Genomic DNA, 16997 nt, shown 5'->3' with positions numbered 1-16997 from the left:
ACATGCGCCACCGCACCCTCACCGCACTGGCCGCCACCACCCTGCTGGCCGCCTGTGCCACCCAGCCGGTTCCCCTGCAGGGTGACTACTCCCCGCTCACGCCCCACCAGGCCGCGGAGACCGACGCCACCGGGCGCCAGGTCCGCTGGGGAGGACGCATCGTCCAGGTCGAACCGCGCCCGGACAGCACCTGCTTCGAGATGGTCTCCAGCCGCCTTGACGCCTACGGGCGGCCGCAGTGGCGCGACAACGACGCCGGCGGCCGCTTCATCGCCTGCCGTACCGGCTTCTACGACCCGGCGGTCTTCGAAGTGAACCGCGAGGTCACCTTCACCGGGCGCCTGTCGGGGCACGAGAGCCGCCGCATCGGGGGCTACAGCTACCGCTTCCCGCTGCTCGACGCCGACGTCGTCTACCTCTGGCCGGAGCGGGAGCGGGTGCGCGTGGTGACCCGGCCCGCCCCCTGGCCGTGGTGGGGCTCCTGGTAACTCAGCCCTTGGTGCCGAAGCGGCCGAGCGGCGCTCCCGCCAGAAGGTGCAGGTGGATCTGGAACACGGTCTGGCCGGCGTCTTCGTTGCAGTTCATGACGATGCGGTAGCCGTCCTCGTCGAAGCCTTCCTTCTTCGCATAGGCGGCGGCGGCAAGCGCCAGGCGGCCGACGATCTCGGCCTGATCCGCCCGCAGGTCGTTGAGCGTGGCCACGTCCACCTTGGGCACGAACAGCACGTGCACGGGCGCCTGCGGCGCGATGTCGCGGAAGGCGATGAGGTGTTCGTCCTCGTAGACGATGTCGGCGGGGAGCTCTCGCTTGATGATGCGGTGGAAGATGGTCGTCATCGTGGTCTCCTAGGGCATCTCGCCGCGGCTTCCGAAGGCGTGCGACAGCGTGCCGCGGTCGACGTATTCCAGCTCGCCGCCCAGCGGCAGGCCGTGCGCCGGGCGGCTGGGGCGCACGCCGTGCTGGCGCGCGAGCTGTGCGAGGTAGTGCGCGGTGGCCTCGCCCTCGACGGTGGGGTTGGTGGCGATGATCAGCTCCTGCACTTCGCCCTCGGCCAGGCGTTCGCCGAGCGTGTGCAGGCCGAGTTCGCGCGGGCCGATGCCGTCGAGCGGACTCAACCGCCCCTGCAGTACGAAGTAGAGACCACGGTAGCCGGTAGCCTGCTCGATCGCGAGCCGGTCGGCGGGGGATTCCACCGCGCAGAGGAGGTGTGCGTCGCGCGAAGCGCTGGCGCAGGTCGGACACAGCGGAGTCTCGCTGAAGTCGCGGCAGCGCTCGCAGTGGCCGATCTTCTCCACCGCTTCGCCCAGCACCTCGGCCAGGCGCCGGCCGCCGTCGCGCCCGCGTTCGAGCACGTGGTAGGCCATGCGCTGCGCGGTCTTCTGGCCCACGCCGGGCAGCACCCGGAAGGCTTCGACCAGCTGTTCGAGCAGGGGAACGCTCACGGAGCTGCGGTGCGGCGGCGCGGCCCGCTCAGAAGGGCATCTTCATGCCGGGCGGCAGGGGCATGCCCGCGGTCGCGGCGCCCATCTTCGCCTGCGATTCGGCGTCGACCTTGTTGCTCGCGTCGTTGAACGCGGCGGCGACCAGGTCCTCCGCCATCTCCGGGTCGGACAGCACGCTGGGATCGATGCGGACCTTGCGGCACTCCTTGCGGCCGGTCAGGGTGACCGTGACCATGCCGCCGCCAGCGCTGCCGGTGACTTCGATGTTGGCCAGTTCGGCCTGCGCCTTCTGCAGGTTTTCCTGCATCTTCTGCGCCTGCTGCATCAGCTGGGCGATGTTCCCGCGCATGTCAGTGCTCCTGTTGCTGTATCGGTCGGATCGAATCCGGCACCACGCGCGCGCCCTGCTCCATCAGGCGCTGCACGTGCGGATCGTTGTGGAAGACGGCTTCGGCGGCGCCCTGGCGCGCGTCCCGCTCGCGCTCGTTGCGCGCATGCAGGGTCTCGCCGGCGGCCGTCGCAGCGGCCTCGAAACGGACCTGGGGTGCGGTTCCCCAGCGCGCGCCCAGCGCTTCGGCCAGCTGCTGCACCAGGAACGGCGCGCGCAGGTGGTCGTCGGACTCGGGGAGCGACAGGCGCAGCACGCCGTCGTCGCAGGCGACGAAGGCCGAGCTGGCGGCGAGTTCCCGCACCGGGCCCCGCAGGTCGAGGCCGGCGACGAGGTCGGGCCATGAGGCGGCATCGAGATCCACCGGCCTCGCGGTGCCCTGGCCGCCCGCCGGCGCCGCGGCAACCACTGGTCGCGTCGGGCCGGAGGAGCTTGCCTGCGGCGGTGGCCCTGCCGCTGCCGGGGCGGGCCGCCCTGGCGCGGCGTGCGACGCCGGCTCCGGCCACGGCGGTGCCTCCGTTTCCGCCGGTACCCGCGGACGGGCCGCGTGTTGCAGGGACGCCGGGGCTTCCGCCACCCGCGATGGCACCGTGGCGGACTCCGGGGCGACCGTCCGCACCGGGCCGGCGCCCTCCAGCGCGGCGCGTGCCGCGGCAGCCGCGGAGCGCCCGCCGCCGGCGCCGATACCGCCGGCCACCGTCCCGCCCGCTGCAGGCGAGGCCTCCGCCCCGCCATCGGCCGGCCGGAACGCCAGCATCCGCAGCAGGCTCATCTCGAAGCCCACGCGCGCGCTCGGCGCCAGGCTGATGTCGCGGCGGCCGGAGACCGCCATCTGGTACCAGAGCTGCACCAGCTCCGGGCGGAGCGCGGCCGCCAGGGCGTCGAGGTCGATGCCGTCGGCCTCGAACTCGCTGCCGGGCACCAGCTGCTTCACCTGGATGCGGTGCAAGGCCTCGGCCAACGCGTCGAGCACGCCGCTCCAGTCGGGCGAGAAGCCCGCCAGCACCTCGATCGTCGCCATCAGCGAGGCCCCGTCGCCATCCGCCAGCGCCGCAAGCAGTCCCGCCACCCGGGTCCGGTCGACGGACCCGAGCATGGACGCCACCGCCGCGTCGCCTAGCGCCGCGCTTCCACCTGCGCCGCTGTAGGCGATCGCCTGGTCGAGCAGCGACAGGCCGTCGCGCAGGCTGCCGTCGGCGGCCTTCGCCAACTGGCGCACCGCACCCGGCTCGGCCTCGATGCCCTCGGCAGCGAGGATCTTCGCCAGCTGGCCGCCGATCTGCTCCTCCTCCAGCCGCTTGAGGTTGAACTGCAGGCAGCGCGACAGCACCGTCACCAGCAGCTTCTGCGGGTCGGTGGTCGCGAACAGGAACTTGACGTGCTCCGGCGGCTCCTCGAGCGTCTTCAGCAGCGCGTTGAACGCCGCCTTGGTGAGCATGTGCACCTCGTCGATCAGGTACACCTTGTAGCGTCCGCGCGAGGGCATGTACTGCGCGTTCTCGATCAGGTCGCGGACGTTGTCGACGCCGGTGTTCGAGGCGGCGTCGATCTCCAGCAGGTCGATGTAGCGGCCGGCGTCGATGGCCTGGCAGGTCTCGCACTCGCCGCAGGGATCGCTGGACGCCCCGCGCTCGCAGTTCAGGCTCTTGGCGAAGATGCGCGCGATCGTGGTCTTGCCCACGCCGCGGGTGCCGGTGAACAGGAAGGCGTGATGGACGCGGCCTGAGTCGAGCGCGTTGACCAGGGCGCGGACCACGTGTTCCTGGCCCACCAGTTCGGCGAACCGCTTCGGGCGCCACTTGCGGGCGAGGACGAGGTAGGACATGCCGCCATTCTGCCATGTACGCGCGTGACGCCCGTTCCTTCTTGTCGGACTCTTCTCCCGACCGAAGGGACGCTCCGATGGAGTCCGGGCCGCCCGCCACGAACGCAGGGGGGATGCCCAGAGCCGGCCATGGATGGCCGGCGGCCGGCCGTGGCAGCAGGACGCGGAGACGGCCGGGGGAGCACACCCCCTGTGCGCGGGACGGGCTGCGCGGACCACAACGAAGCGGCTCCAAGGCGCGACGGGCGCAGGAGCGCGACAACGCCAACCGCACGCCGTCACCCCGGAGTCTGGAAGAACCTTTTCCTTGTCGGTTCAGCGGCCGGAAGGCTAGAATTGCGGCCCCCGTGCGGCCGCGCCAAGGCAGGCGTGACGTCCGGGCCAGGTGCGGAGAGGTGTCCGAGTGGTTGAAGGAGCACGCCTGGAAAGTGTGTAAGCGTCTAAACCGCGCTTCGGGGGTTCGAATCCCCCTCTCTCCGCCAGCTTCAAACGCGCGCCGCGCAACGGGCGCGCCCGCAGGTTTCCATGGTGGCCCCGTCGGCCCCTCGCGACGCTAGGTCGAAAACCCCGCCAGGGCCGGAAGGCAGCAACGGTATCGATCGACGCGGGCGCCGAGGCAAGTCGGCGGGGTCGCCTCCATTCCGGACCGCGGAAACCCTCGCGCTCAGGGCGCGACGATCCCCAGCGCGTCGGGCTCGCGGCCCGTCTCCCAGTACTCCGCCACCGTCCACGTCGCCGTGTCGATGACCGCGACGCGGTCGGCGCCGCTGACCGCGACGAAGACGCGGCTGCCGTCGGGGTCGGCGATGGCGCCGATGGGCAGCGCCGCGCGGCCGAGCATGGTGTCGTGCAGCTCCACGCCCTCGGGCTCCAGCGCGACCGTGGCCACCGGCTTGCGGATGGCGGCGTCAAACACCGTCAGCGTCGCCGCGCGGGCGTTGGTCACGAGGGCGTGCCGGCCGTCGGGAGTGAAGACGAGACGGATCGGGAAGCCCGGGCTCGACAGCGTGTCGAGGACCGCCAGTGAGTCGGGATCGTGCACGGTCACGGTGCCGGCCTCGCGATTGCTGACCCAGACGGTGCCGTCGGGCGCGACGTCGATGCCTTCGGCACCCGCGCCGGCATGGATCTCGCGGACTGCGGCGAATCCGTCGCTGGATCCGTCCGCGGCGCGCGCGTCGTCGTTGCCATCGCGGCCCGCCGCGGCCAGGTCCACGCGGACCAGGCCGCCGTTGCCGACCTTGGTGACATAGGCAATGCCCCCGTCGGCCGACAGCGCCACCATGTGTCCCGTCCCTGGGCCGATGTCGATCACGCCTTCGACACTGCCGGCGGCGACGTCCACCACCACCAGCGCGTCGCTGCCCTCGGCGGTCGCGACCAGGCGCGTGCCACCGGGCAGGAAGCGCAGACCGTGAGGCCTGGTGTTGTCGCCCAGATCGATCGAGCGCGCTGCGCCGCCGCCCAGGTCCAGCACCGTGAGCGTATTGCCTGGTACGTCGCCCACGCCATAGTCGGCGACCACGGCGATGCGCCCGCCCGGCGCCACGGCGATCTCGTGCGGCCCCTGCCCGGTCGCGGCCTCGCCGAGCTTCGCGCCGTCGGCCAGGTCCAGGCGCCAGACGCTGGCGGCGGACTTGTTGCCCACGAGCAGCGCGGCCTTGCGCGCGGGACCCGCGGCGGCGTCCAGCGACTGGGCCAGGGCGGGGATGGCGGCCGACGTGCCGCACAGCGCGACCAGCAGCGGGGCGAAGATGCGTCGATGGCTCACGGATATCCTCCGTTCGTGAGGGACATGCGCCGATGTCGGCGCACTCCCGATCAGGATGCCAGCGCGGGATGCATCACGGGTGGGGCCAGCGTGAATGCCTCGCCGGCCCGCGCCACGCGATGCCCTCGCGCGCGCAGGGCCTCGCCGTCGGCCTCGCTGGCGTAGTGGTACAGCACGCAGCGGCGCAACAGGTCCGGCGCGTATTCGCGCTCGAGGTCGTCGATGCCGCTGTGGGACGGATTGCCATGAAGGCCGCAGTCGTGCGCGATCAGCTCGCCCTGGTCCGCCATCGCGGCCAGCACCTCCGGGATCGGACGCGTGTCGCCGGTCCAGGCGAGGCTGCCGCGCAGGCGCAGGCCGAAGGCGGTCCGCGGCCAGTGGTGTCGGGCCTCGAAGACTTCCAGGCGCAGGCCGTCATGCCAGAAGGCGTCGTCCACCGGCACCACGCGGAACGCGTCCCAGAAGTTCGCGCCGCCCTCGGCCAGCGCATTGGGGTAGGACGCGACCCGCCTGTGCAGCAGCGGCAGCACGTCCACCGGCACGTACAGCGGCATGCGGCCACGGCGCGTCGGGTCGAACCAGTTCGCCACGAACAGGCGCTCGAAGCCGGCGACGTGGTCGAAATGCACGTGGGTGACGAACAGCGCCGGCGGCGGCGCGCCGTAGTGGGCGAGGTACGCGGTCAGCCCCTCGGCGCCGCAGTCGATCGCGAGCCACGGCGCGCCGTCGCGCTCGATGGTCGCCATCGTCGCGCCCAGCGCCGGTGCCGACGCGCTGCCCACGCCCTGGAACCTGAGCGTCCAGGTCATGCTCAGATGCCCCGTTCCCACTGCCGGTCGTAGCCGCTACGCAGGCGTGCGAAATCCTCGCGCACCTGGTCTTCGCTGCGTCCCCCGCGGAGCTTCAGCAGCGAACGCTCGAGACGCGCCAGGTTGCGCATGCGCCAGGCGGTCTCCGGGATGTGCATCCGGCTGCGGTCGAAGTCGATCAGCCAACCCTTGCCCGTGGCGTCGTAGAGGATGTTGTGGGCATTGAGGTCGGCGTGGTCGAGCCCCTCGCGATGGAAGCGCGCGATCAGGCGGCCGGTCTCCTCCCAGGGGACGCCGGCCGGATCCGCGGCCGCGCGGTCCGCGAGCGAACGCACATCGACCAGCCGCTCCATCAGGATCGCGGCACGGTAGGTGGCGCCAGTGCGGAGATAGGAGGCGGCGATCGGCTGTGGCACCGGCAGCCCGCGCTTGCCCAGCTCGCGCAGCAGGCGGAACTCGGCGAAGCTGCGTACCCGGTCCACGCCCCGCCAGAGATGGCGGTCGCGGCTGAGCGCGGCAACCAGGCCGCCGCGCAGATAGTGGCGCAGCACGCAGGGACCGTGGCTGGTGTCGTCGATGTACCAGGCCCCGCCGCGACCGCTGCCCGATACCGGCGTGGCGCGCGCGCCCCAGGCCTCGGGCTCGAACCAGCGCGGGTCGGCTTGCCGCAGCTGCGTCAGGTCGAACAGAATCGAGCCGAACCCGCCCCCGCCGGGTCCGGCGCGGAACGGCGTCAGGCTCTCGGTGGCATCGAAAATGGCCATTCAACCGAGTCTAGCAAGCTTGTCGCAGCCTGATACCGCTCCCCCGCGTTCGATCTGCCTGCTGCGCCTGTCCGCGCTGGGCGACGTCACCCATGTCCTGCCCCTGGTGCACACGCTGCGGCGGGCATGGCCGGACGTGGCACTCACCTGGATCATCGGCAAGGGCGAGCAGCGCCTGCTCGAGGGCCTGCCGGGCGTGGAGTTCGTGGTCTACGACAAGAAGACCGGCCGCGAAGGAATGCGCGCCCTCCGACGGGAACTCGCCGGGCGCGACTTCGACGCCCTGCTGCTGATGCAGCTGGCGCTGCGCGCCAACCTGCTCTCGCGCGCGGTCCGCGCCCGGCGGCGCATCGGCTACGACCGTGCGCGCTCGAAGGAGCTGCACGGCCTGTTCGTCAACGAACGGATCCCGGCCGCTGCCGGCGCCCATGTGCTCGATGTGCTCGGCGCCTTCGCGCGCCCCCTCGGCCTGCACCAGGACCGGGTCGAATGGAATCTGCCGGTGCCCGGCGACGCCCGCGAATGGGCGCGCGCGCAGTGGCCGGACGACGGCCGGCCGACGCTCGTGGTATCGCCCTGCTCCAGCCATCCGTTGCGGAACTGGGCCGCCGACCGCAACGCCGCCGTGGCCGCACATGCAGTGGCGCAGGGCTGGCGGGTGGTGCTGTGCGGCGGCCGCAGCCGGCTGGAGCGCGACACCGCCGACGCCATCCTCGCCGCCGCCGGCGTGCCCTTGCTGGACCTGGTGGGCAAGGACACCCTGAAGCAGCTGCCGGCCCTGCTCGAACGCGCGGACCTGGTGATGACCCCCGACTCGGGCCCCACCCACATCGCCAACGCCATGGGCACGAAGGTGCTGGGCCTGCACGCCGCGACCGATCCGGCGCGCAGCGGGCCCTACTCCGACCGCCGCTATTGCGTGGACCGCTACGACGCCGCGGCCCGCCGCTTCCTCGGCAGGCCCGGGGCGGAGCTGCGCTGGGGCACGAAGATCGAACGCGAGGGCGTGATGGATCTGATCACCGTGGACGACGCCATCGGCGCCTTCGAGCGCTACCGCGCCGACCATCCGCGCTGACCCGCCCCCGTCCGTAGGAGCAGCTACAGCTGCGACCTCCGTGCGGGGTCCTCGCCCATCGGGGTCGCAGCTGAGCTGCTCCCTGCAGGTGGCGGAAGGCTGGCGGGGGCTCAGGCCGGCCCGGCGCCGTAGTCCTGGTAGGACTTCTCCTCGACGTAGCCCGAGCCCAGGGCCAGGTTGATCTCCTTCTTCAGCCGGGCACGCTCGTCGTTCTGCACATAGACGCTGCGCGCGAGCCGGACGAACTTCGCGTCGAAGGCCTGCGCCTTCTCCTTCAGCCGGACCTCGTCCTCGATCACCCACAGCCGCTCGTTGACCGCCTTGAGTTCGGCGCGCAGACGGGCGATGTCCTTCCCGGCCGCGGGATGGGCCATCCAGGCCTTCTCCAGCGCCGACAGCTCGTTGCGGACGTTGGCCAGCTTCGCCGGATCGGTCATGCGCTCGGACTTGATCTGGAGGATGGCGATCTTGTCGAGCAGCTCGCCGAAGGACACGGGGACGGAAATCTCGGACATGGTCACGGGCGGCGTGAAGGGACCTACAGTCTACGCCCTCGCCTTGTCGGGCCTGCCGCCGCCCCGTATCATTGCGCCCCCCGGCCCCAGCGGCCGGGACCACCGGAGAGGTGGCAGAGTGGTTGAATGTACCTGACTCGAAATCAGGCAGGCGTTTATAGCGCCTCGAGGGTTCGAATCCCTCCCTCTCCGCCAGATACGCAAAGCGCCCCGAACGGGGCGTTTCGCGTATCCGGCGGGCTGTATGCGATCATCCGGCCACGCCACCCGCGCCCGCACCGCCCGCACCGCATGCCCGCTGACCCTTCCCGCCCGCCGGCACCGTTCATCCGTACAGCCCTCCCGGGAACCGCCGCGGCCCGCGCATGATCGAATTCGGCCACCTCACTCATGTCGGCCTGCGTCGCGAGCTGAACGAAGACACGTACTACGGCGACAGCGAGCTCGGTCTCTGGCTGGTGGCCGACGGCATGGGCGGACACGAGTACGGCGAGGTCGCCAGCGCGCTGGCGCGCGAGGCGATCGTGCGCGAGACCCGCCAGGGCACCCCGCTCGCCCAGGCCATCCGCATCGCGGACGAAGAGATCATCAGCGCCTCGCACAGGCGCCAGGACGCCCTGCCCATGGGCACCACGGTGGTCGCCGCGCGCATCAGCGGCAACCGTTTCGAAGTGGCCTGGGTCGGCGACAGCCGGGTCTATCTCTGGCGCGACGGGAAGCTGGCGCAGCTGACGCAGGACCACAGCTACGTACAGGAGCTGATCACCCAGGGCGTGATCAGCGTGGACCAGGCGCGCAGCCACCCGCAGCGCAACGTGGTCACCCAGGCCCTGGGCGTGACCGATCCGCAGGCGCTCAACGTCGAGACCATGTCCGGCGAACTGGCGCCGGGCACGCAGCTGCTGCTGTGCAGCGATGGCCTGACCGAAGAGGTCGACGATGGCACGATCGCGCGCGTGCTCGCCCATGCCGAGTGCAGCGCGCAGGAGTGCGTGGACGGCCTGGTCGCCGCCGCGCTGGACGGCGGCGGCTCGGACAACGTCACCGTGGTCCTGGTGCGCCGCCACTGAGCGGAGGTCGCCGCTGCAGCGACGAGCCCGGTCTCAAGCTCCGCCGGCGACCAGCTCGACTTCCGGCTCTCCTTCCGCCTCGTCCCACAGCGCCTTGCCTGCGCGGCCCCGGATCGCGTCCACGCGGGCCTGGTGCGCAGCGAGCTCCGCGGCGGGCACGGACACCCGCGGCCGCGGCGCGAACGCGTCCGCCCGCGGCCGGTCGATGCGCACCATGGCCGGTTCCGGCGCGGACGGACCCGCCAGGCCGAGCTCGGTCTGCCCCGCGGTCAGCGCCAGGTAGACCTCGGCCAGCAGCTGCGCGTCGAGCAGTGCGCCATGCAGCTGGCGGTGCGCGTTGTCCACGCCCAGGCGGCGGCACAGCGCATCAAGCGAATTGCGCTGGCCGGGGAAGCGCTGGCGGGCGAGCTCGAGCGAATCCAGGACCCGTGCGTGGTCGCCGATCCGGCCGTGAGCGCCGTCGAGCAGCGACAGCTCGTTGTCGAGGAAGCCGACGTCGAAGGCCGCGTTGTGGATCACCAGCTCGGCGCCGGCAATGAACGCGAGGAACTCGTCGGCGATCGCCGCGAACTTCGGCTTGTCGGCCAGGAACTCCAGGGTCAGGCCGGTGACTTCCTGTGCCCCGGGTTCGAACTCGCGTTCGGGGTGGATGTAGCGGTGCCAGGTCCGCCCGGTCGGCCGGCGCTCGAACAGCTCCACGCAGCCGATCTCGACGACGCGGTTGCCCTTGCGCCATTCCAGGCCGGTGGTTTCGGTGTCGAGGACGATCTGGCGCATGGTCGTGGTCGTGGTTGGAGGGGGTCTGGTCGGGTCGGAGAGGATCTGCGAGGATCGCGTCCTCCGTGTGCGGCCGGCGGCTCAGCGGGGCATCGTGGCCTTGAACCTCAGGGCTTCGGCGCGCGCCAGGCTGTCGACCCGCTCGTTGTCGGGATCCCCCGAATGCCCCCTGACCCAACGCCACTCGATCACGTGGCGGCCGGCGGCGGCGTGCAGGCGCTCCCACAGGTCGCGGTTCTTCACCGGGGCCCCGGCGGCGGTCTTCCAGCCGCGACGGACCCAGTTGCGCATCCATTCGGTGATGCCCTGGCGCACGTACTGCGAGTCGGTGTGCAGCGTGACCTCGCAGGCCTCGCTCAGCGTTTCCAGGGCGACGATGGCCGCCGTCAGCTCCATGCGGTTGTTGGTGGTCAGGACCTCGCCGCCCACCAGTTCGCGCTCGCGCGCGCCGTAGCGCAGCAGCGCGGCCCAACCGCCGGGGCCGGGGTTGCCGAGGCAGGCCCCGTCGGTATGCACCTCGACCGCCTTCATGCGGTCGCGGCCCCGGGAGACACGGGCAGCAAGCGCCGCCGGCGGACGGGAGTGAGCGGCAGGCTGCGCTTGTCGGCGCGGAGCAGATAGGCGGCGCGCAGGCCGGCGCCACTCTGGCGCCGCCGGTCGACCATCGGCTCCCAGCGCGGCCCGATGCCCTCGGAGACGGCGCCCGGATCCAGTCCCACCCGGCGCAGCAGGCGGCGCCACGACAGCGGCTCGGCGGCGCTGAGCCCGTGTCCGCGCCAGCGCCAGCGGTAGGGCGACAGCGGATTCAGTGCGAAGAGCAGCACCCTCCCTCCGGGCAGAAGCACGCGCTCGACCTCCTCCAGCAGCCCGGTGCCGCGAGGGTCCGCGGTGCCCACATGCTGCAGCACCACCGTGCCGAAGGTTTCGCTGGGCAGCGGCAGCGGCAGGCCGCAGACCACTTCGCCGTCGAACCGGCCCCCGCGTGGATGGAGCACCAGCCCGCGCCCCGGAGCCGCGGAACGCCGTGCGGGCGGGAGTGGCGCCAGCCACAGCCATGGCTGGGCCGGGCGCTCCTCGAGGGCGCTCGCAACCACGTCCTGCTCGCTGTCCAGCACCATCGCACCCTCGCTGGACGCGAACCAGGCCTGGGCTGCGTCGGGTTGACCGGGGTGGGAAGGGAGCGGCATGGTCGCCATTCTAGACGGCCCGGCCGCCGGCACGCTCCCAGCGCATGACTCCCGCCCCGATTCCGGCGTTCGCCGACAACTACATCTGGATGCTGCCCGCCGGCGGGGGACGCGGCACGGTGATCGTCGATCCGGGCGATGCGGCGCCGGTGCTGGCGGCCGCCGACGCCGGCGGCTGGCGACCCGATGCGGTACTGCTGACCCATCACCACAACGACCACATCGGCGGCGTGGCGACACTTCGCGAGCGCTGGCCCGGACTCCGGGTGGTCGCACCGGAGGACGAGCGCATCGCGGTGGCCACCGAGCGCGTCGCCGAGGGCGCGCGGATCGAGGCCGCCGGACGCGACTTCCAGGTGATCGCCGTGCCCGGCCATACCGCGAGCCACATCGCCTTCTACGGCAATGGCCTCCTGTTCTGCGGCGATGCGTTGTTCAGTCTCGGCTGCGGCCGCCTGTTCGAAGGCACGCCGGCCCAGATGCTGGCCTCGCTCGACCGGCTGGCGGCCCTGCCCGACGACACCCTGGTGTGCTGCGGGCACGAGTACACGCAGTCGAATGCCGCCTTCGCACGGGCGGTCGACCCCGACAATCCGGCGCTCGCGCGCCGCAGCGAAGAGGTGAGGACCATGCGCGAACACGCCCTGCCCACGCTTCCCGTGGCGCTCGCCGACGAGCGCGCCTGCAACCCCTTCCTGCGCGTGGACGCGCCCGCCGTCCGCGCGTCGATCGCCGCCTGGGCCGGCAACCAGGCGCTGTCCCGGGTCGACGCCTTCGCCGCGCTGCGGCGCTGGAAAGACGGATTCCGCGCATGAGCGCGCGCCCCGCCGTGGCGGCGCTGGCGCTGATGCTGGCGCTCGCCGCAGGCCCGGTGGGGGCGATCGGAACCCCGCCCTCGCCGGACGCCGGCGAAGGCGCCGCTCCCCCGCCGGATGTCGGGAGCGTGATGCCCGGCGCCTCGCCGCCTGCCGGACAAGCGGCCGCCATTCCGGCGCCGCCGCAGGCCACCAGCGGCGCCGCCATCTATGACCGCTTCGTCGAAGGCCTGGCCCAGCCCGGCTGCGAAGACGCCAGCCCGCGCTGGCGCGCCCACTACGCCCACGTGCCCCGGCAGCTCGCCTCCGGCGAGGGCGAGGTGCTGCCCTTGTTCGGCTACGTGGTCGAGGCGCTGCGCAGCGCGCACCTGCCCACCGAATATGCGCTGATCCCGTTCGTGGAGAGCGGCTATCGCCCCGGCGCGCGCAGTGCAAGCGGGCCCGCCGGGCTGTGGCAGTTCATCGCCGCCACCGCGCGCAACCACGACGTTCCGATCCGCGGCGGGTACGACGGCCGTCTTTCGCCGGTGGACGCCACCCGTGCGGCAGTGCGCTACCTCAAGACCCTGCACGGCATGTTCGCCGGCGACTGGCGCCTGGCGGTGATGGCGTTCAACGCCGGCGAGTACCGGGTGCTCGGTGCGTTGCGGCGCCACGGCCAACGGCCCGCCGACGCGCAGCCCCAGGCGCTGGAGAGCCTCTCGCGCTCCACCCGGGCCTACGTGCGCAAGCTGCATGCGCTCTCGTGCCTGATGATGGAGGCAGGCGGCGACGCCGAATGGACGCGGGCGCTCGACCGCCCGGTGTCCCGCCTGGTCGCGGTCGAGCTCACCGGCGAGTCGGCCGGCCTGGAGAGCTACGCGCGGCGCAACGGGCTGGATCCGGCGCGCCTGAAGAGGCTCAACCCTGCGCACCGCGGGGGCACGGCCCGCCAGTCGATCCTGGTGCCGGCCGGCGCCACCGCGGTCCCGGCCGCGGCGACCATGGCAAACTAGCCCGCTCCTTCCATCGAGTCGAACACCACCATGGGATTCCTGCAGGGCAAGCGCGCACTGATCACCGGCATCGCCAGCCAGCGCTCGATCGCCAACGGCATCGCCGAGGCGATGCACCGCGAAGGCGCGGAACTGGCCTTCACCTATCAGAACGAAAAGCTCAGGTCGCGCGTCGAGGACGTCGCCGCACGCCTGGGCGGCGGCCCCGCGTTTCCGCTCGACGTCACCGATGATGCCCAGATCGACGCGCTGTTCGCCGATCTCGGCAAGCACTGGCCCGAGGGTTTCGACATCCTGGTCCACGCCATCGCCTTCGCCCCGCGCGAGGCCATCGCCGGCCAGTTCCTGGACGGCCTGTCGCGCGAGTCGTTCGCGATCGCGCAGGACATCTCGGCCTACTCGCTGGCGGCGCTGGCCAAGGGCGCACGCCCGCTGATGCGGGGTCGCAAGGGCTCCATCCTCACCCTCACCTACCTGGGCGCGGTGCGCACCCTCCCCAGCTACAACGTGATGGGCGTGGCCAAGGCCAGCCTGGAAGCCACGATGCGCTACCTGGCCTACAACCTCGGGCCCGAGGGCATCCGCGTCAATGCGATCTCGGCCGGCCCGATCAAGACCCTGGCGGCCTCGGGCATCGGCGGCTTCCGGAAGATCCTCGGCCACGTCGAGTCGCATGCGCCGCTGCGCCGCACGGTGAGCATCGAGGACGTCGGCAACGTCGCCGCCTTCCTGGGCTCGGACCTGGCATCGGGCATCACCGGCGAGGTCACCTATGTCGATGCCGGCTACAACATCGTCAGCATGACGGGGCTGGAAGAACCGGCGGGCGAAGCCGCCGAGTAGGCGACCGGCATGCCGCCCGGCGGCGGAAGCCGACGGATCCATGCGAAGAAGCCCGGCAACGCCGGGCTTCTTCGTATTCCGGAGGCCGCCCGGGTGGCGACCGGTGGCGCCGTTACAGGCGCGCTTCGACCGTGGTCACCCGCATCCCCTGGCGCAGGCCGCGCAGCAGGGCCAGTGCGTCCTCGTCGCCGGCCATGCGCATGAGCTGGGTCGCGATCATCTCCCGCTCCTGGGCACTGGCTTCGTTGGTGTCGCCCGGCACCACGCCGGCGATCGCGTACACCACGATGCTGCCGTCGTCCTGCTGCACGCGGCCCACCGAGACCTTGCCTTCCTCCGGCTGGGGCGCCGCGAAGATCGCTTCATTGGCCTGGACGGACGGCAACGGCATGCCGCGGCGCATGTCCGGGATCGCCATGTGCTGCCACCCCCGCGCCTCGGCGACTTCCGCCAGCGCCTTGCCGCCGGCCACGTCTGCCACCGCGGCGTCGGCCTCGGCCAGCGCGGCCTTGCCGGCGCGGTCGGCGCGGATGGCGGCCACGACCTGCCCGCGGACTTCGGCCAGCGGACGCTCCCTCTCGGGCTGGTGCGCGGTGACCCGGATCAGCACGGTGTGGTTGGGGCCCAGCTCGATCGGGTCGCTGACGGTGCCGTCCTGCACGAGTGCGTCGGAGAAGGCCGCGCGCTGCACTGCGGGGTTGGCGGCGATGCCTTCACCGCCAGCACGCGGGAACGGGCCGGTCTTCTGCACCGGCAGCCCGGCTTCGCGCGCGGCCGCGGCCAGCGAGCTGGGGTTGCGGTAGACCTGGTCCACGAGGCGGCCGATCAGGTCGTTGAAGGCACGTTCGCGGCTGATCGCGGCCTCGGCCTGGGCGAGTTCGGCCCGGGCCTCCTCGAAAGGCACCTCCTTGCCCTCGCGCACCTGGCGGACCAGCAGCACATGCCAGCCGAAGTCGGTCAACACCGGCCGGGTGGCCACGCCGGGAACGGCCGCCTGCACGGCGGCATCGAAGGCCTCACCCATGATCCCTGGCTCGAGCCAGCCAAGGTCGCCGCCCACGGCCCTGGAGCCGGCATCATCGGACGTTTCGGCGGCGATCGCCGTGAAGTCGGCGCCCTCGGCGCGTGCGCGGGCGGCGATCCCGTCGGCGCGCTCCTTCGCGGCCTCTCGCGTGGCGGCGTCCGCACCCTCAGGCACCTCGACCAGGATGTGCGAGACCAGGCGCTGCTCGGGCTCGACGAAGCGCGCCTTCTCCTGTTCGTAGCGCGCGCGCAGCGTGGCCTCGTCGGGCGGCGCCGGCGCCGGCATCGCATCACCCAGGATCTCGACGTATTCGATCGAGACTTCTTCGGGCGCGCGATATTCGCTGCGGTGGGCGTCGTACCAGGCCTGGATGTCCGCGGCGGCGATCGCGCCGGTATCAGGCGCCGGCGCCGGGACCAGCGCCATCGCCACGTCGCGCTGCTGTCCCAGCAGCCGCATCGTGCGCTCGACCTGGCCATCGGTCACGAACGCCGAACCGGCGACCCGGCTGGGCAGCATCACCATCTGCAGACGTTCGCGGATCTCCTCCTGGTGCTGGCGCGGCGTCTGGGCCGGGACCCGCGCCTGCAGCAGCATCTGGTAGCGCTGCTGGTCGAAGCGACCGTCCACCTGGAAGTCGGGCATCGATGCCACGACCTCGCGCACCTGGCTGTTGCCCACGGCGATGCCGGCATTGCGCGCGGCCAGGGCCAGCACCGTACGGTCGATCAGCCCGTCGAGCACCTGCAGCTTGTTCTCCGTCGACTCGAAGGCACGCGCGTCGAAGGCCTCGCCCTGCGTGGCGCGCGCCTGCTGCCGCGCAGCCTCGAACTCGTTGCGGAAATCGTTCGTGGAGATCTCCTGCGTGACCCAGAACGCCTTGCGCACCGGCCAGAGGTCGGGCGCCGAACGCCACCACGACGGTGGCGCCTCGACCTTCGCCGCGTAGTCCGCGGAGTTCTGGAACAGGTACTGCTCCATCCCGAAGAACGCGAACGGGATCGCCAGGACGGCGACGATGGCAACGGCGATCCAGCCGGAGGTCTTTTCTCGGAGTGCTTGCAGCATGTCGGCACACGGCGTTGGACGTAGCCGCGCAGTTTAGCGCATGGCCACCCGCAGCGGCCCCGGAGGCCCGGAAAGAAGAAAGGCGCCCTTGCGGGCGCCTTCCTGGTGTGACTGGCGGAGTGGACGGGACTCGAACCCGCGACCTCCGGCGTGACAGGCCAGCATTCTAACCAACTGAACTACCACTCCGCGTTGTCGAACCTGTTGCGAACGTCAGACCCTTGTGGTGGGTGCTGAGGGGATCGAACCCCCGACCCTCTCCTTGTAAGGGAGACGCTCTACCGCTGAGCTAAGCACCCATGCGGGCCGCTTAGTTTACGGCATCTTTCAGCGCCTTGCCAGCCTTGAAGACCGGATTCTTCGACGCGGCGATCGCGATCTCTTCCCCGGTGCGCGGATTGCGGCCGGTACGCGCGGCGCGCTCCTTGACCTGGAAGGTGCCGAAGCCGACCAGGGCAACGCTGTCGCCCTGCTTCAGGGCCTTGCCGACCGAGGACAACACGGCGTCGACGGCGCGCGCGGCATCGGCCTTGGACAGGTTGGCCTCATCGGCAACGGCCTGGACCAGATCATTCTTGTTCATCTATTCGGTGCTCCTGCGCAGCCCTGCGGCCGCTCGAATTGG

General features: G+C 71.7%; 19 protein-coding genes, 4 tRNA genes and 1 other RNA gene. 9 read left to right on the top strand and 15 right to left on the bottom strand.

The genetic code is table 11. The features are described 5' to 3' along the window. The first annotated feature begins 2 nt into the window (after positions 1–2). Positions 3–488, top strand: coding sequence for a Slp family lipoprotein (locus FPZ22_RS11410; protein WP_144893071.1), 486 nt, complete (start codon positions 3–5; stop codon positions 486–488). A gap of 1 nt (position 489) precedes the next feature. Here the strand turns inward: FPZ22_RS11410 and FPZ22_RS11405 are convergent, their stop codons facing one another. The 4 genes from FPZ22_RS11405 to dnaX are packed head-to-tail and all read right to left on the bottom strand — an operon-like array spanning position 490 to position 3656. Beyond that, the gene (locus FPZ22_RS11405) at positions 490–837 is read right to left on the bottom strand and encodes a histidine triad nucleotide-binding protein (RefSeq protein ID WP_144893069.1); all 348 of its coding nucleotides are present in this window, start codon (positions 835–837) and stop codon (positions 490–492) included. A 9-nt stretch (positions 838–846) separates the two neighbouring features. After that, positions 847–1443: a recombination mediator RecR gene (gene recR, locus FPZ22_RS11400; protein WP_144893067.1), complete on the bottom strand. Its 597-nt coding sequence runs from the start codon at positions 1441–1443 to the stop codon at positions 847–849. Between the two features lie 28 nt (positions 1444–1471). Continuing rightward, positions 1472–1792: a YbaB/EbfC family nucleoid-associated protein gene (locus FPZ22_RS11395; RefSeq protein ID WP_144893066.1), complete on the bottom strand. Its 321-nt coding sequence runs from the start codon at positions 1790–1792 to the stop codon at positions 1472–1474. A gap of 1 nt (position 1793) precedes the next feature. Beyond that, positions 1794–3656, bottom strand: coding sequence for a DNA polymerase III subunit gamma/tau (dnaX, locus tag FPZ22_RS11390; RefSeq protein ID WP_144893064.1), 1863 nt, complete (start codon positions 3654–3656; stop codon positions 1794–1796). Between the two features lie 389 nt (positions 3657–4045). Here dnaX and FPZ22_RS11385 point away from each other — a divergent pair. After that, a tRNA-Ser gene (locus FPZ22_RS11385) sits at positions 4046–4138 on the top strand. Positions 4139–4190: 52 nt separating this feature from the next. After that, an RNA gene (ffs, locus tag FPZ22_RS11380) (signal recognition particle sRNA small type) lies at positions 4191–4287 on the top strand. Positions 4288–4320: 33 nt separating this feature from the next. On the opposite strand, the gene FPZ22_RS11375 is transcribed toward ffs, so the two are convergent. The 3 genes from FPZ22_RS11375 to FPZ22_RS11365 are packed head-to-tail and all read right to left on the bottom strand — an operon-like array spanning position 4321 to position 7000. Next, positions 4321–5427: a YncE family protein gene (locus FPZ22_RS11375; protein WP_246120701.1), complete on the bottom strand. Its 1107-nt coding sequence runs from the start codon at positions 5425–5427 to the stop codon at positions 4321–4323. 50 nt (positions 5428–5477) lie between these two features. Beyond that, the gene (locus tag FPZ22_RS11370) at positions 5478–6236 is read right to left on the bottom strand and encodes an MBL fold metallo-hydrolase (RefSeq protein WP_144893062.1); all 759 of its coding nucleotides are present in this window, start codon (positions 6234–6236) and stop codon (positions 5478–5480) included. A 2-nt stretch (positions 6237–6238) separates the two neighbouring features. After that, on the bottom strand, positions 6239–7000 hold the full coding sequence (locus FPZ22_RS11365; RefSeq protein ID WP_144893060.1) for a 3-deoxy-D-manno-octulosonic acid kinase: 762 nt from the start codon (positions 6998–7000) through the stop codon (positions 6239–6241). Positions 7001–7019: 19 nt separating this feature from the next. Between FPZ22_RS11365 and FPZ22_RS11360 the strand changes: the two genes are divergently transcribed. Beyond that, positions 7020–8078 carry a glycosyltransferase family 9 protein gene (locus tag FPZ22_RS11360; RefSeq protein WP_246120700.1) on the top strand — a complete coding sequence of 353 codons (1059 nt, stop codon included), beginning with the start codon at positions 7020–7022 and terminating at the stop codon, positions 8076–8078. 110 nt (positions 8079–8188) lie between these two features. Here FPZ22_RS11360 and FPZ22_RS11355 read toward each other — a convergent pair whose 3' ends face one another. Next, positions 8189–8593 carry a DUF6165 family protein gene (locus tag FPZ22_RS11355; protein ID WP_144893056.1) on the bottom strand — a complete coding sequence of 135 codons (405 nt, stop codon included), beginning with the start codon at positions 8591–8593 and terminating at the stop codon, positions 8189–8191. 104 nt (positions 8594–8697) lie between these two features. Between FPZ22_RS11355 and FPZ22_RS11350 the strand changes: the two genes are divergently transcribed. Both FPZ22_RS11350 and FPZ22_RS11345 read left to right on the top strand, forming a co-directional pair. Continuing rightward, positions 8698–8788, top strand: a tRNA-Ser gene (locus tag FPZ22_RS11350). A 170-nt stretch (positions 8789–8958) separates the two neighbouring features. After that, positions 8959–9663 carry a PP2C family protein-serine/threonine phosphatase gene (locus FPZ22_RS11345; protein WP_144893054.1) on the top strand — a complete coding sequence of 235 codons (705 nt, stop codon included), beginning with the start codon at positions 8959–8961 and terminating at the stop codon, positions 9661–9663. Positions 9664–9696: 33 nt separating this feature from the next. On the opposite strand, the gene dnaQ is transcribed toward FPZ22_RS11345, so the two are convergent. The 3 genes from dnaQ to FPZ22_RS11330 all read right to left on the bottom strand — a co-directional run bounded on the left by dnaQ (position 9697) and on the right by FPZ22_RS11330 (position 11627). Then, positions 9697–10440: a DNA polymerase III subunit epsilon gene (dnaQ, locus tag FPZ22_RS11340; protein WP_144893052.1), complete on the bottom strand. Its 744-nt coding sequence runs from the start codon at positions 10438–10440 to the stop codon at positions 9697–9699. Between the two features lie 81 nt (positions 10441–10521). Further along, positions 10522–10971: a ribonuclease HI gene (gene rnhA / locus FPZ22_RS11335; protein ID WP_144893050.1), complete on the bottom strand. Its 450-nt coding sequence runs from the start codon at positions 10969–10971 to the stop codon at positions 10522–10524. Continuing rightward, a complete protein-coding gene (locus FPZ22_RS11330) occupies positions 10968–11627 on the bottom strand; it encodes a class I SAM-dependent methyltransferase (RefSeq protein WP_144893048.1) in 660 nt (219 codons plus the stop codon). Before FPZ22_RS11330 ends, rnhA begins: the two co-directional genes overlap by 4 nt. Before the next feature lie 44 nt (positions 11628–11671). Between FPZ22_RS11330 and gloB the strand changes: the two genes are divergently transcribed. Genes gloB through FPZ22_RS11315 form a run of 3 tightly spaced genes read left to right on the top strand, consistent with a single transcriptional unit; the run spans position 11672 to position 14280 of the window. Next, positions 11672–12442 carry a hydroxyacylglutathione hydrolase gene (gene gloB / locus FPZ22_RS11325; RefSeq protein WP_144893046.1) on the top strand — a complete coding sequence of 257 codons (771 nt, stop codon included), beginning with the start codon at positions 11672–11674 and terminating at the stop codon, positions 12440–12442. Then, on the top strand, positions 12439–13437 hold the full coding sequence (locus tag FPZ22_RS11320; RefSeq protein WP_144893044.1) for a lytic transglycosylase domain-containing protein: 999 nt from the start codon (positions 12439–12441) through the stop codon (positions 13435–13437). Before gloB ends, FPZ22_RS11320 begins: the two co-directional genes overlap by 4 nt. Before the next feature lie 30 nt (positions 13438–13467). Further along, on the top strand, positions 13468–14280 hold the full coding sequence (locus tag FPZ22_RS11315) for an enoyl-ACP reductase FabI (RefSeq protein WP_144893043.1): 813 nt from the start codon (positions 13468–13470) through the stop codon (positions 14278–14280). Positions 14281–14392: 112 nt separating this feature from the next. On the opposite strand, the gene FPZ22_RS11310 is transcribed toward FPZ22_RS11315, so the two are convergent. From FPZ22_RS11310 to FPZ22_RS11295, 4 genes are all read right to left on the bottom strand, one after another. Next, entirely contained in the window at positions 14393–16372 is a 1980-nt protein-coding gene (locus FPZ22_RS11310; RefSeq protein WP_144893041.1) for a SurA N-terminal domain-containing protein, read from the bottom strand. Positions 16373–16484: 112 nt separating this feature from the next. Next, positions 16485–16561 (bottom strand) — tRNA-Asp (locus FPZ22_RS11305). Between the two features lie 35 nt (positions 16562–16596). After that, positions 16597–16671 (bottom strand) — tRNA-Val (locus FPZ22_RS11300). An 11-nt stretch (positions 16672–16682) separates the two neighbouring features. After that, entirely contained in the window at positions 16683–16955 is a 273-nt protein-coding gene (locus FPZ22_RS11295; protein WP_144893039.1) for an HU family DNA-binding protein, read from the bottom strand. Positions 16956–16997 lie beyond the last annotated feature (42 nt).

Origin of the sequence: Luteimonas granuli (genome assembly GCF_007795095.1) — a bacterium.
GTDB lineage: Bacteria > Pseudomonadota > Gammaproteobacteria > Xanthomonadales > Xanthomonadaceae > Luteimonas > Luteimonas granuli.
This window is presented reverse-complemented; position numbering and strand designations above follow the sequence as displayed.

What these genes read in the sequence shown, in the direction of transcription:
- FPZ22_RS11410 (WP_144893071.1), top strand. Translation starts at nt 3, where the DNA reads ATGCGCCACCGCACCCTCACCGCACTGGCCGCCACCACCCTGCTGGCC.
- FPZ22_RS11405 (WP_144893069.1), bottom strand. Translation starts at nt 837, where the DNA reads ATGACGACCATCTTCCACCGCATCATCAAGCGAGAGCTCCCCGCCGAC.
- FPZ22_RS11395 (WP_144893066.1), bottom strand. Translation starts at nt 1,792, where the DNA reads ATGCGCGGGAACATCGCCCAGCTGATGCAGCAGGCGCAGAAGATGCAG.
- dnaX (WP_144893064.1), bottom strand. Translation starts at nt 3,656, where the DNA reads ATGTCCTACCTCGTCCTCGCCCGCAAGTGGCGCCCGAAGCGGTTCGCC.
- FPZ22_RS11370 (WP_144893062.1), bottom strand. Translation starts at nt 6,236, where the DNA reads ATGACCTGGACGCTCAGGTTCCAGGGCGTGGGCAGCGCGTCGGCACCG.
- FPZ22_RS11365 (WP_144893060.1), bottom strand. Translation starts at nt 7,000, where the DNA reads ATGGCCATTTTCGATGCCACCGAGAGCCTGACGCCGTTCCGCGCCGGA.
- FPZ22_RS11355 (WP_144893056.1), bottom strand. Translation starts at nt 8,593, where the DNA reads ATGTCCGAGATTTCCGTCCCCGTGTCCTTCGGCGAGCTGCTCGACAAG.
- FPZ22_RS11345 (WP_144893054.1), top strand. Translation starts at nt 8,959, where the DNA reads ATGATCGAATTCGGCCACCTCACTCATGTCGGCCTGCGTCGCGAGCTG.
- dnaQ (WP_144893052.1), bottom strand. Translation starts at nt 10,440, where the DNA reads ATGCGCCAGATCGTCCTCGACACCGAAACCACCGGCCTGGAATGGCGC.
- rnhA (WP_144893050.1), bottom strand. Translation starts at nt 10,971, where the DNA reads ATGAAGGCGGTCGAGGTGCATACCGACGGGGCCTGCCTCGGCAACCCC.
- FPZ22_RS11330 (WP_144893048.1), bottom strand. Translation starts at nt 11,627, where the DNA reads ATGCCGCTCCCTTCCCACCCCGGTCAACCCGACGCAGCCCAGGCCTGG.
- gloB (WP_144893046.1), top strand. Translation starts at nt 11,672, where the DNA reads ATGACTCCCGCCCCGATTCCGGCGTTCGCCGACAACTACATCTGGATG.
- FPZ22_RS11320 (WP_144893044.1), top strand. Translation starts at nt 12,439, where the DNA reads ATGAGCGCGCGCCCCGCCGTGGCGGCGCTGGCGCTGATGCTGGCGCTC.
- FPZ22_RS11315 (WP_144893043.1), top strand. Translation starts at nt 13,468, where the DNA reads ATGGGATTCCTGCAGGGCAAGCGCGCACTGATCACCGGCATCGCCAGC.
- FPZ22_RS11310 (WP_144893041.1), bottom strand. Translation starts at nt 16,372, where the DNA reads ATGCTGCAAGCACTCCGAGAAAAGACCTCCGGCTGGATCGCCGTTGCC.
- FPZ22_RS11295 (WP_144893039.1), bottom strand. Translation starts at nt 16,955, where the DNA reads ATGAACAAGAATGATCTGGTCCAGGCCGTTGCCGATGAGGCCAACCTG.